We start from the raw sequence: 11734 nt of genomic DNA, 5'->3' as shown, positions 1-11734 counted from the left end.
CGATAGCCCCTGTTCCGGCTGCCCATAAGTACCGCCCCGGGGGTGGCCTTAGAATGTTCCGCGGTTCGGGGATTCGGTGGCGACCTGCACGATGACGTTGCCCCTTTTGACGCCGGTATCCACGTAGCGGTGGGCCTGCACTATTTCGGCAAGCGGGTAGGTCCGGTCGATGACGGCCTGGTAGCGGCCGTCTTCGGCGAGGCGGACGAGGGCGGCCAGGTCTTCCGCGGTGTAGTTGAGCTTGAGATCGCCGGCGGTGACGAGCTTTCCGCTCCGGCGGCTGTTGCCGGGTGCCTGCAGCATCCCCTTGAGGTCCGCGATGACCAGAAGCAGTGCACCGCCCGGGTTCAGGCTGGAAGCGACCCGGCTGAAGGGGGCATTGCCGACGCAGTCCATGATCACGTCGTAAGTCTGGCCCCCGGCGGTGAAGTCCTCAGCGGTGTAGTCGATCACACGGTCTGCGCCGAGGGAGGTCAGCAGCCCGCTTTTTCCGCCGCTGCAGACGGCGGCGACATGCGCGCCGCGGTGTTTGGCGAGCTGCACCGCAGCTGTGCCCACCGCGCCGGAGGCCCCGTTGATGAGGACGGTCCGGCCGGGTTCGACGGCGGCGCGCGCCAGGAACGCCTGGGCCGGAAGTCCGCCGAAAACAAGCGTGACGGCCTCCGCGAAGTTCATGCCGCGCGGTTTGGCGGTGATGGGCCCGTCCTGCCGGACTGTCACGTAGTCCGCATGTCCGCCGAACTTGGCCCCCAGCATGGCCACCACCTCGTCGCCGACCCGGAACTTGCTCACGCCCGGACCCGTGGCCTCGACAACGCCGGCAATGTCCATGCCCAGAATCCTGCGCCGCGGCCTGAAGGCGCCCAGCGCCAGGGCGGAGAGGACCTGCATGCCCGCCGGAACGGTGCGGCTGCGCGCCCGGCGGTCGGCTGCGCTGAGCGTGCTGGCGTGAACCCTGATGAGGACCTCGTCCCGACGCGGCGAGGGCTTGGGGACTTCCTCGACGCGGACCACCTCCGGGCCGCCAAAACGGCGGTAGGTTGCCGCCCTCATCGTGACGCCCGCATGACTGCCGGCGTCGCCTGCGCCGCGCGGAGCGTGGATACTGCCGGCCTGGACTGCGTTCACTTGAAGCTCCTACTCCTCAGGGTGTACGGCGTACACCTGTTGAATAAAGACTAGAGTGTACGGCGTACACCAGTCAAGGGTGGACACCGGGGATTGCTACTTCGTCGTGGCCCTGCTGACGGTCGCCGCCCGGGCGCCCGACACCATCGTGAATATGGTTCACGACAATGGCAACGGCACATACTCCGTTTCGTTTCACAGCATTCGCGAACGGCCTCGGAACGCCTGGGACCTCCAACACTGAAGGCAAGCTGGTGTCCGACCACTCCTACGCGCTGCTGGGCGTGAACTCCGCCAAGCAGACCGTCGTGGTGGGGAATCCGCAGGGCGGCCAATCCACATTGACGTTTGCGGCCTTCAAATCCACCAATATCAACCAGTACATCGCTATACCGGCCTACCGTTGATCTCAGGGTCCCGGACGCATGCGGATCCTGGACTGTCCCCCCTTTTGCTTACTTGCGCATGGCGGCCGGAGACGTTGCACCCTGGATGACCCAGCGGTTGCCGTCCGGGTCAGCGAAGTAGGCAAACTGCACCCCGCCCATGTCCTGGACCTCACTGATATCGGCGCCCCGGGCCAGGAGCTCGGCTCGGGTCGCACCGATGTCCGGCACGACGAGCTGCAGCCCTTCGAGGCTGCCCGGTGCCATGCTTGTCATTCCGGTTCCTATGACGACCGAAGCAGCCGAACCCGGCGGCGTCAGCTGCACCACCCGCATCCCGGGGATGTACTCAACATCGTGGTCGAGGACAAAGCCCAGCTTCTCGGTGTAGAACGACTTGGACCGGTCGACGTCGGCGACGGGTACCTGCACAACTTCAAGGCGCATCTCCATGCGCCTCACAGTACCGCTGCACGGCCGGGATTGCTGCTGGATGGGCCCGGTACTTCTTAAGCCATTCTTAAAGGCCGCACTGGAGAGTGGAAGCAGGCGCCGGACAGCGCCCCTGCCCCGATCCGTAGGACGCCATGCCTGGACCAGCCCCCGTTGACCGCACGACCGGACGGAACCCCGCCGCCACACCTCTGGCCGCCCGCCCGCAGTTCTGGGCTCTTCCGCAGGTCCGCCACTGGCTGCTGTGGGGCGCGCTGCTGTGCGCGGCCGTCCTCGCGCTCGGAGTGGCGGTGCAGCACGTGCCCGGCAGCAGCGCGGCCGAGCTCGTTGTCGACCAGGATCTCAGCCTGCACCACGCCGCATTGCTGACCGGCGTGGCAATGTTTCTGAACGTGGTGTTCGGCCCGGCGGCCGGCGTGGTCCTGGTGGCCGCCGTCGCGCTTTATCTCTGGGTGGTCCGCCGCTCCCCTGTGAAGGGCGTCGCATTCGGCCTCGTCGCCTGCTCCGGCTGGGTGGCCAGTGAGTTCTTCAAAATCGTCATCGCCCGCCAGCGGCCCAACCCCGCCCTGCTGTTCGATCCGCTTTCGCCCGAAACCGGCTCCAACAGCTTCCCCAGCGGTCACGTTTCCTTTGCGGTCGCGCTGGGATTTGCGCTGTACTTCCTGGCCCGCGGCACCCGTTGGGCCAAGGCCACTGCGGCTGCCGCCGTGGTGGTGGCCCTGGTGGTGGCATGGTCGCGGCTCTACATCGGGGTCCACTACCCCACCGATGTGACGGCCTCCTTCCTCGCGGCGAGTGCGGCAGTGCTGCTGCTCGGAGGCCTGTGGAACCGATTCGTTCCCCGCATCTTGGACCGCCTCCCGGCTGCGGCCTCGCCCCGAACAACCGGTTCAACCGGTTCCACCCGATCCACCCGATCTTAAGGACGTGACCATGCACGGCATTTACGCTTCAGCACTCGCCCCGGCATTAGCGGCCGGATCCCCGTCCCTCCTTGACCCCGCGGGCCTGCTCGAGGGCCTGGGCCCGGCGGCGCTCGGCGTCATTTCCCTGATGGTGTTTATCGAATCCGGCGTGCTGTTCCCCTTCCTGCCCGGGGATTCGCTGCTCTTCACCGCAGGCCTCCTGCATGAGCAACTGCACCTGACGCTGCCGGTGCTTATCGGCGTCATCACCGCCGCTGCGGTGGCCGGCGACCAGGTCGGTTACATGATCGGCCGCAGGTTCGGCCGCCGGTGGTTCAAGGACGACGCGCGGATCCTCAAGACGGCGCACCTGACCACCACGGAGGACTTCTTCCGCCGCCACGGCGGAGCCGCCGTCGTACTGGCCCGCTTTGTGCCCATGGTCCGGACGTTCGCCCCCCTCAGCGCCGGCATCGCCCGTTATGAGTACAAATCCTTCACGCTCTGGAACATCGCCGGGGCGCTGGCCTGGGGCTCGTCCGTGACGCTGCTCGGGACATGGCTGGGGCACTATGAGATCGTCGCCAACAACATCGACGTCATTGCCGTTGTTATGGTCCTCGTCTCCGTCCTGCCGTGGGTTATCCAGTTCCTGAAACGCCGCCGCCGGAACCGTGGAGCAGCTACCGAACCCGCAGCTGACTACGGCGACGCCGCAGGCGATCTGCCGGCGGAAGGCATGGCACGAGAGAATAGCTGACATGACAACCGCTGACGGCCGCCCGTCCCTGCTCCTGGTGGAGGACGACGCGACCCTGGGTCCGCTGATCGCAGAACTGCTGGAAACGGACTACCGGATCCGGCTGGCCACCGATGGCCTGGACGGCCTGCACCTGGCGCTCACCCAGAACTGGGACGTTATGGTGATCGACCGGGGCCTGCCCCTGATGGACGGCGTCGCGCTGATCACCGCGCTGAGGTCCAAGGGGGTCCCGACGCCGATCCTGATCCTCACGGCCCTCGGGGCCACTGATGAAAAGGTCAGGGGTCTGGATGCGGGGGCCAACGACTACATGACCAAACCGTTCGACGCCGGTGAACTCGCGGCGCGTCTGCGCGCCCTGACGCGCACCTTCACGCCGGAACCCGCGCCCGTAAGCATCGGAGACTGGGAACTCGATCCGGTGTCCCGTTCCGTGCGCTCGATCTACGGGCAGTTGGTCTCCCTCACCGCAAAGGAAGCCGAGCTGCTGGCCGCCCTGGCCGCCGAACCGGGCAGGGTATTCACCCGGGAGGAACTGCTCGGCGAGCATTTCCGGGCCGCCGACCAGCCCGGCCTGATCGACACGTACGTCCACCACCTCCGAAGGAAGATTTCCAAGGCCGTGGTCCGAACTGTCCACGGCGTCGGCTACCAGATCGGCGATGCCCCATGAATCGGATATCCCCGGTGACAGGCGAACCGGACCGCGACACACTTCGGCGGGCCTCGCTCAAAGTCGCTTTACGGACCAGTGCCGCCTGCGCGGTGCTTGTTCTTTGCCTCCTCGCCGCCGCCACCGCCTACCTGATGAACAAGCTGGCGCACCCCGACCTGCCTGGCTCCGTTGCGCACGGGGAGGCCTACACCTATCTCGATTCCAAAGACCTGATCGAAGCGATGATCATCGCAGGAGCGGCGGGAATCGTCCTGGCGGGTGCCGTCGGGTGGCTCAGCGCACGCAGCGCCATCCGGCCGCTAGGGGAAGCGCTTGCCCTGCAGCGGCGGTTCGTCCAGGATGCCAGCCATGAACTGCGCACGCCCTTGGCCATCCTGGACGCGCGCATCCAGCTCGCCCAGCGCGACGCCAACCCTGAATCCAAACCGGGCCGGGCCTTGGGCAAGATCCGGGAGGATGCGGCCACCCTGACCGGGATCGTCAACGAACTCCTGCTGGCGGCCACCGGAGCCGCGCCGGAGCCCGCCGCGGAGCCGGTGGAGCTCGCCGACGTCGCTGGGGCCGTCAGTGAAAGCCTGCAGGAACTTGCGGCGCGGCAGGAAGTCCGGCTGTCCTTCTCCGACGACGGCGGCCAGCCGCTGGCCCGCATCGACCGGAACTCCCTGCGGCGGGCGGTGCTCGCCCTGGCCGACAATGCCCTGGCCCACACGGGGTCCGGCGGGAGCATTATCATCAGGACAGGAACCGAAGGCAACCAGGCGGTTGTCTGTGTAGCGGACACCGGAACCGGAATCACGGACGTCGACCAGGCCCGGATCTTTGACCGCTTCGTCAGGACTGCCGGCCCGGACGGATCCGGGAGCCGGCGCAGTTTCGGCATCGGCCTGGCACTGGTCCGTGAAATCGCCACGGCCGCCGGCGGCTCTGTCGAGATTGACCGCACCGGACCAAGCGGTACGACGATGAAGCTCAGGCTTCCGCTGGCCCGGCGCTGAGAGCGGGCCGCGGTTCCTCACGTCGCTTGCGGCGCCGCGAAATTGACCCCGGACGCGGCTGTGGCCCGGGCGGGTGCCCGGGCCACAAACGGCGGATATCAGTGCGTGTTACTTGCCGGAGGCGACGAGCTGATCGACTTCCTGACGCTGGCGGGGTCCCCAGGTCTCCCGGGTTGCGATTGCCGCAATGAGGCCGATGGCGGCGCAGCCGATGTAGACGATGGAGACACCGGTCCATCCGAACGCTGCCGCTGTGGCCGCTGCGATGAGCGGGATGAAGCCGGAAAGGGCTGCCGAGAACTGGTAGCCGATGGATGCGCCGGACGTGCGGGTGTTGGCGTTGAACAGTTCGGAGAACCATGCCCCCTGTGAGCCGGCCAGCATGTCATGGAGGATGGGGAGGCCGATGATGTAGACGAGGACGACCAGGAACGGGACGGCCGTGTTGACCATCAGGAACATCGGGAAGGCGAAGAGGATCATGCCGGTGCAGCCGATCAGGTAGAGCTTGCGGCGCCCGATGCGGTCGGTGAGGCGGCCCCACAGGATGGTAGCCACAACGCCGATAGCGGCGGCGAGCACGAGTCCGGTCAGGCCGGTCTGGCGGTCGACGATCTTGTTCGAGGTGATGTAGGACAGCAGGTAGGTGACGATGATGTAGAAGCCGCCGGATTCGGCCAGGCGGAGCCCGATGACGCGCAGAATGGTGCGCCAGTCGTCCTTGATGACGGTCAGCAGGGGGTTCTTGACGAGTTCGCCGCGGGCCTTGGTTTCTTCGAACTCGGGCGATTCGCTGACCTTCAGGCGGATGATGATGCCGGCGATGATCAGGAGGGAGCTGGCCAGGAAGGGCACGCGCCAGGACCACTCGTTGTTCCAACCGGTGGTGGCCAGGAAGACGAGGTTGGCGAGCAGCAGGCCCAGCGGGACGCCGGCCTGGGGGATTCCGGTGTATTCGCCGCGCTTGCGCCACGGGGCGTGCTCGAAGGTCATCATGATGGCTCCGCCCCATTCGGCGCCGAATGCCAAGCCCTGGACGACGCGGATGCAGACGAGAAGGATGGGCGCGAGGACGCCGACCTGCTCGTAGGTTGGCAGGAGGCCGATCATGAAGGTGGAGGCGCCCATCACAAGAAGCGCGCCGACGAGGACAGGTTTGCGGCCGTACTTGTCGCCGAGGTAGCCGCCGATGAGTCCGCCGAGCGGCCGCATCGCGAATCCCACTGCCAAGGTGGCGAAGGCCAGCAGGGTTGCGGAGAGGGGATCGCTGCCGGGGAAGAACGCGGTACCGAAGTACAGGGCGGCTGCCGTTCCGTAGGCCAGGAAGTCGTAGTTCTCGATGGTGGTGCCGACGGCGCTGCCGATGGCGACCTTCTTTTTGTCGGGTGAACCGTGCTCAGCCTGCTGAGCCTTGGATTGCATAAGAGCGCTCATCTGCGTTCATATCTCCTTCGATATGGAACAGGGACTTTCCCTGCCCCGCGTTGCCGCAGGCGTTGCACTTGGGTGATTCCGGAGTCCGGCGTCACCGAGGTGGGTTCAGGCCTCGACGTTTTTTCCAATGTTGTAGAAGCTGCGGATGTGGTCGCCCACGGCTTGCCTCGCTTCCGTCGGTTCCCTGCGCTGGAGGGCGTCCAGGATGTGACGGTGTTCGCGGCGCACCACGGGGGCCGTTTCTTTCCAGTCTTCGAGCCGGGCGTAGGCCTCGATCATTTGCCGGTTGATGGCGACTCTCAGTGAACCCATCAGGTGGGATGCGAGTGAGTTGCCGGTGGATTCGGCGATCCGGACGTGGAACGCGGCGTCCAGCTTGTTGAACTCGGCCGTGGTGATGTTCGGGTCGTCCATCCGGTCCAGGATCAGGCCCAGTTCCCGGTGGTCCTGCTCGGTTGCCCGTACCGCGGCTTCCTCACAGCACCAGGTCTCGAGTGCAATGCGGGTTTCGAGAACCTCTGTTTGCTCGAACTGGCCGAGGGCCAGCTGAAGCTTGAGCAGGTTCACGAACCCCGATCCGGGCTCGCCTACCAGGACTGCGCCTCCTTCGACGCCGCCGCCGGGACGAATGTCCACGATGCCCAGGGCTTCAAGTACCCGGAGTGATTCCCTGAGCGAGGGCCGGGAGACACCCAGCAGGGCGGAGAGGTCCCGCTCGCTGGGCAACTTGTCTCCGGCCTTGAGCCGTCCATCCAGGATCCGGTCCTCGATCTGGGCCATAACCTGTTCGTAGGTGCGAACCCTTTGTACCGGTTCCCATGCTTCTGCCGTCATGCCGACCACCTCATTGATTTCCTGCCGCCGGCACGCCGCCGGCGGCACTCCCATCCTAGTTCGTCGGCCTGATGGTCTGACCTAGCTGGGTAGCAGCATTTCGGCGCGGAATTCGCTCTCCAGCTGGCGCCGGATCTGTACGGCCAGCAGGGTCTCGTCGGCGTCGACGTCGTCCCAGGACACTGTGCCGTCCTTGGGAACGTCGCGCTTGAGCTTCATCCCATGCGCCAGGCCCAGCGGGAGGGCGTTGCGTTCCAGCGAGATCTTCGCCGGAGCCAGCTTGCCGAAGGCGGTGTAGCCGCCCTCGCCGTCGAGCGTTTCGCCGGCCTTGAGGTCCTTCTTGGCCGTGGTCATGACGTCGCCGCGGAAGCCGGTCGGGGTTCCGGTGGCTTCGCCCCGGAGCACTGCAGAGGCGATGCTGACGCCCAGCTCAAGCCCGATCATGTGGTACGGCCGGTACAGCGAGCCGTAGCGTCCGGTGGAATCGGTCTTGACCCCGTACTCGGCAAAGCACTGCACCGCGTAGTCGGTTTTGGCCTCGAACGTGACGTAAACGCCCCAGCGGAGATCCCGCTCCACTTCGGTGCCGTCCCGGTTGAGGCTGGACGCGATTTCCACGGTGCCGCGCCGGGTGAGGATGCCGCCGACGGACTTTTCGCGGTAGACGTGGGGGAGATCGTCAACTCCGGCGGGCGGGAAGAAGAGGCCTTCGTCCTGCGGGATCAGGCCGGTGCCGTTGGCGACGGCGGCCATCTCGATGGCGGACTTGGTGCCGTCCAGGAACGAGTTGAACATCTTCGGGTTGAAGTCGCCCGAGGCCAGCTGCTCGTCGCTGAAGCCGTAGTAGTTCCACACGGTGTCCGGCGTGGAGTAGTTGTACTCGGGGAGGTATTTGGTGCCCTTGCCGGCAGCGACAATGTCGAATCCGACGGTCCGGCACCAGTCGACCATTTCGCAGATCAGCGCGGGCTGGTCCCCGTAGGCCATGGAGTACACGACGCCGGCAGCCTCGGCGCGGCGCTGAAGAATCGGGCCGACCATGCAGTCGGCTTCAACGTTGACCATGATGATGTGCTTGCCGTTGTCGATGCTCTGCACGGCGTGGGCGGTGCCCACGATCGGGTTGCCCGTGACCTCCAGGATGACCTCGACCTGGGGGAGCTGGATCAGGTCGGATGAGCTGTCGGTGACAAACGTTGTGCCGTTCCGAAGGGCCTCGGCGAAGTTCTTCGCTGCGTAGCGCTCGGCCGGCCAGCCGGTCCGCTGCATGGCGCCCCGGGCTTTCGGTACGTCGATGTCGGCAACGCCGACGACGTGGATCCCTTCGGAGTTCAAAGCCTGCGTCAGGAACATGGATGCGAACTTTCCCGCGCCGATGACGCCGACGCGGATGGGACCCTGCTGGGCGGTGCGTTTCTGCATCAAGGAATACAGGTTCATGGGGCTACTCCTTTGTAGGAAACTAAAGTTTGAGACCTTGGCCAGCTGGTCTGACCATCTGATGTTTATACTTTCACATGTGACTTGAGTCATGTCAAGAAGTGGCCGTTTCGTGACGATTCCGTCTGTGCGCGAGCTCCAGGGGAGCTGAAGGCCAAAGGCGCGGAATTCTTTGCCGAGGCAGACGAGGAAACAGCGGGGCCGGCGAGCTTCATCGTCCTGGACCCGGATGGCAACCCGGTGCTCGTCGACCAGCACGTCTGATCCGGGGGTCATGCCGGCGTATGCGCCGGAAAATCTTCATTGTGGTGGCTGGCCAACTGCGCCACCATGATCGTATGGATGCTGAAAAACCTAAAGCGGCGGAACTGAGCCTTCCGCAGGCTTTCCTGTTGTTGGCGACGAACGACAAAGACGGCAAACCTGAAGTGCCGGTGTTCGCACTCAGGACGACTTTGGCGGGGGCAATCCTGGCCGAATTGGACCTGCTTGGTGCCATCGGGCTGGACGGGAAGCACGTCAAGGCTACGGGTGCAGCCCCGCAAACGGACTTCCAGCACGAACTGGAGCTCATCCGTGGCAAATCCCGGCCCCACACGCCCAAGCAGTGGGTTTCCATGCTGGAAGGCCGGGCCCAAGTGCAGCGTGTCTACGAAGGGATGGCGTCGCGGGGAATCGTGGAACATGTCGGCGAAAAACACCTGGGCATCTTCAAGTCCATGCGGTACCCGGAGAAGGACCACAGCCCCGAAGCTGCGCTCCTGGACAGGATCCAGGCGGCACTGAACGGTGCCCCGGCCGAATCCGCGAAGCCTAAGGCCGAGCCCGATGCCAGTGCGTCTGATGGGGCGACTGAATCCACGGCGGCCGCCGTCGAGCCAGATACAACGTCGGCTTCCACGGAGTCCGACGCCGGGCACGGCACCAAGCCCGATACGGCGTCGGCTTCTACGGAGTCCGACGCCGGGCACGGCACCAAGCCGGATGCTCCGCCTGGTTCCAAGGAAACCGACGCCAGGACCACGGCGCTGATTGCCCTGCTTCATGCGGCCGGGCTGTTCGGCAAGCTCTTCCCGGCAGCGGATAGGGGCCGGGCAAGCGAGCTGGCGAAGGACTATTGGCCTTCCCGGGCGGTGGAGGACGAACTTCTGTTGGTCAGGCTGGCGCAGGAAGAAGCCGCAACCTTGTGACGCCGGCGGCTAGGAACGGTCTTCGTTGGCCATGCGCGCTACGTGGAGGGTGACGTACACGAGCAGCTTGTGTCTTCAATGGTGCAGATCGCCTGAGGCCGGATCAGAGGAGGGCTAGTTCGGCGAAAGTCGGCGGTCCGCTTCCCGGTGACCTTCGGCCGAAACGGGACGACGACGGCGGGAGACTCCCGCCGTCGTCGTGGTGTTGCGTGTGGGTAGTGCTAGAGGTTGACCGTCTCGAGGTTGGCTTCGCCGTGGTTCAGGCTGAGCGTAAACGTGCTGGGGCCGCTGGCGTGGACCGCGATGTTGCTCTTCGGGGTGTTGTGCCGGACCGAGAGATCGTGGATGAGGGCGTCGAGCTCGTGGTGCATCGTGGAGCGGTCCCAGAGCTTGTGGGTGACAGAGGTGGCAGTTTCAAACGTCATTGTTCAGTGCTTCCATTCGTGAATCCGGGTGTCCGGCTGCCGCACCGATGCGGAGCCGCCGTAGGGCCAAACCGGGAACGCTCCGGGACCGTTGGCGGCTCTGCGAGCTCACCGGTTTGGCCTCATTGCGTCCACCAGGATGGGTAAAACTGTTGCCGCCGGCCCTCTGATCCGCTGCGTGCGCGGGGCGTCGAAGGGGCCGTGGGCTGCTGCGGCGGGACTCTGACGTCCCTGCCGTGCCTTTCCATAGTGCACAGCGCGGCTCGATCGGCTCAAGCCGAATTGGCATTTATTGCCCGTGAGACTCGTCACAGGCGTTGGGGGATCGCAGCGTCCCCGCCCTCCCGGTTATGGTGTTGGAGCCGCGCAAGAGCCCAAGGGAACCTGAAGGAGCACGTTGTCCGCCGAAATGTCCGCTGCCCTCGCCGGGCTGGTCCTGATCGCCGTCGAGGTCATCCGGTCAGTACCCGCACTCCTGCGCGTGCAGCGCACCGGGACCAGCGACGGCGTCAGTGGCCTGAGCCTGGGCGTTCTGGCCGGCACGGGACTCGGCTGGCTGGCGCTGGCTGTGCTGGTCCAGAGTTGGTGGGTGCTGGCGGCCAACATCCTGTGGATCGTCATCCACGCCTTCCTGTGCCGGGAGGTCGCCAGGACCGACGCCCGGAAGAACCGCGAAATTATCCTGGCCGGCACCGGTTCGGCGGTAGCCCTCGTGCTTGCAACGGCCGGAGCCCGGTTCTTTTTGCCGGTTGAGGACGCCCTGGGTTTCATGCTGGGTCTATCGACTCTTTTCTACGCCGTCCCGGCGGCCTACGAAGGCCTGGTCAGCGCGTCAACCCGCGGACTGAGCCTGCTGTCCCTCGGCGTGAACACCGTGGAAGGGACCATCTATTTCCTGGCCGGAACCGCCGTCCTCACGATCGCCGAGGCGGGGGACCCTGTGTTCGGCTTCGCTTTCTTCGGGGCAGTCAGCATCGCCTCCAACGGCGTGCGGTTCGTGCGCGTCGCCTACCGGCGGGTCAAGGGCCTCGACTTGCCTCTGCCACCGGCGGCCGCGCCGGTCGCCGAGTCCCGGCCGTAGCGCCCCGGACGGACGGGGGAGCAC

Annotated in this window: 14 protein-coding genes; 8 read left to right on the top strand and 6 right to left on the bottom strand. The window is 65.7% G+C overall.

Translation table 11 applies throughout. The annotated features are described in order from the left end of the window. Positions 1 to 48: 48 nt before the first annotated feature. The gene (locus AC1DC5_RS11215) at positions 49 to 1128 is read right to left on the bottom strand and encodes an NAD(P)-dependent alcohol dehydrogenase (protein WP_441405931.1); all 1080 of its coding nucleotides are present in this window, start codon (positions 1126 to 1128) and stop codon (positions 49 to 51) included. A gap of 167 nt (positions 1129 to 1295) precedes the next feature. On the opposite strand from AC1DC5_RS11215, the gene AC1DC5_RS11210 reads away from it, so the two are divergent. Then, the gene (locus AC1DC5_RS11210; protein ID WP_441405932.1) at positions 1296 to 1535 is read left to right on the top strand and encodes a hypothetical protein; all 240 of its coding nucleotides are present in this window, start codon (positions 1296 to 1298) and stop codon (positions 1533 to 1535) included. Between the two features lie 48 nt (positions 1536 to 1583). Here AC1DC5_RS11210 and AC1DC5_RS11205 read toward each other — a convergent pair whose 3' ends face one another. Beyond that, positions 1584 to 1967, bottom strand: a complete 384-nt coding sequence (locus tag AC1DC5_RS11205) for a VOC family protein (RefSeq protein ID WP_441405933.1) — start codon at positions 1965 to 1967, stop codon at positions 1584 to 1586. A 134-nt stretch (positions 1968 to 2101) separates the two neighbouring features. Between AC1DC5_RS11205 and AC1DC5_RS11200 the strand changes: the two genes are divergently transcribed. From AC1DC5_RS11200 to AC1DC5_RS11185, 4 genes are read left to right on the top strand one after another with little or no spacing between them, the layout of a single operon-like run. Then, positions 2102 to 2890, top strand: a complete 789-nt coding sequence (locus AC1DC5_RS11200) for a phosphatase PAP2 family protein (RefSeq protein ID WP_441405934.1) — start codon at positions 2102 to 2104, stop codon at positions 2888 to 2890. A 10-nt stretch (positions 2891 to 2900) separates the two neighbouring features. Next, complete coding sequence (locus AC1DC5_RS11195) at positions 2901 to 3632, top strand: DedA family protein (RefSeq protein WP_441405935.1); 732 nt, start codon at positions 2901 to 2903, stop codon at positions 3630 to 3632. 1 nt (position 3633) lies between these two features. Beyond that, positions 3634 to 4308 (top strand): response regulator transcription factor, encoded by a 675-nt coding sequence (locus tag AC1DC5_RS11190; RefSeq protein ID WP_441405936.1) that lies wholly within the window; start codon positions 3634 to 3636, stop codon positions 4306 to 4308. A 14-nt stretch (positions 4309 to 4322) separates the two neighbouring features. Further along, on the top strand, positions 4323 to 5306 hold the full coding sequence (locus tag AC1DC5_RS11185) for a sensor histidine kinase (RefSeq protein WP_441405937.1): 984 nt from the start codon (positions 4323 to 4325) through the stop codon (positions 5304 to 5306). A gap of 108 nt (positions 5307 to 5414) precedes the next feature. On the opposite strand, the gene AC1DC5_RS11180 is transcribed toward AC1DC5_RS11185, so the two are convergent. The 3 genes from AC1DC5_RS11180 to AC1DC5_RS11170 form a co-directional block, all read right to left on the bottom strand. Beyond that, positions 5415 to 6740 carry an MFS transporter gene (locus tag AC1DC5_RS11180; RefSeq protein WP_441405938.1) on the bottom strand — a complete coding sequence of 442 codons (1326 nt, stop codon included), beginning with the start codon at positions 6738 to 6740 and terminating at the stop codon, positions 5415 to 5417. 105 nt (positions 6741 to 6845) lie between these two features. Beyond that, entirely contained in the window at positions 6846 to 7574 is a 729-nt protein-coding gene (locus tag AC1DC5_RS11175; RefSeq protein WP_441405939.1) for a FadR/GntR family transcriptional regulator, read from the bottom strand. Positions 7575 to 7655: 81 nt separating this feature from the next. Beyond that, a complete protein-coding gene (locus AC1DC5_RS11170; protein ID WP_476865165.1) occupies positions 7656 to 9014 on the bottom strand; it encodes an NAD(P)H-dependent oxidoreductase in 1359 nt (452 codons plus the stop codon). A gap of 84 nt (positions 9015 to 9098) precedes the next feature. Between AC1DC5_RS11170 and AC1DC5_RS11165 the strand changes: the two genes are divergently transcribed. Together AC1DC5_RS11165 and AC1DC5_RS11160 are read left to right on the top strand one after the other, a co-directional pair. Continuing rightward, complete coding sequence (locus AC1DC5_RS11165; RefSeq protein ID WP_441405941.1) at positions 9099 to 9278, top strand: VOC family protein; 180 nt, start codon at positions 9099 to 9101, stop codon at positions 9276 to 9278. 74 nt (positions 9279 to 9352) lie between these two features. Further along, positions 9353 to 10204 (top strand): GOLPH3/VPS74 family protein, encoded by an 852-nt coding sequence (locus AC1DC5_RS11160; protein ID WP_476865164.1) that lies wholly within the window; start codon positions 9353 to 9355, stop codon positions 10202 to 10204. Positions 10205 to 10425: 221 nt separating this feature from the next. Here the strand turns inward: AC1DC5_RS11160 and AC1DC5_RS11155 are convergent, their stop codons facing one another. After that, a complete protein-coding gene (locus AC1DC5_RS11155; RefSeq protein ID WP_224047615.1) occupies positions 10426 to 10629 on the bottom strand; it encodes a hypothetical protein in 204 nt (67 codons plus the stop codon). Positions 10630 to 11026: 397 nt separating this feature from the next. On the opposite strand from AC1DC5_RS11155, the gene AC1DC5_RS11150 reads away from it, so the two are divergent. Continuing rightward, complete coding sequence (locus AC1DC5_RS11150) at positions 11027 to 11710, top strand: hypothetical protein (RefSeq protein ID WP_441405943.1); 684 nt, start codon at positions 11027 to 11029, stop codon at positions 11708 to 11710. The last annotated feature ends 24 nt before the right edge of the window (positions 11711 to 11734 follow it).

It is taken from the genome of Arthrobacter sp. 10L424 (assembly GCF_056395325.1).
The sequence above is the reverse complement of the archived record's forward strand: the minus strand, read 5'-3'. Positions and strand labels throughout refer to the sequence as shown.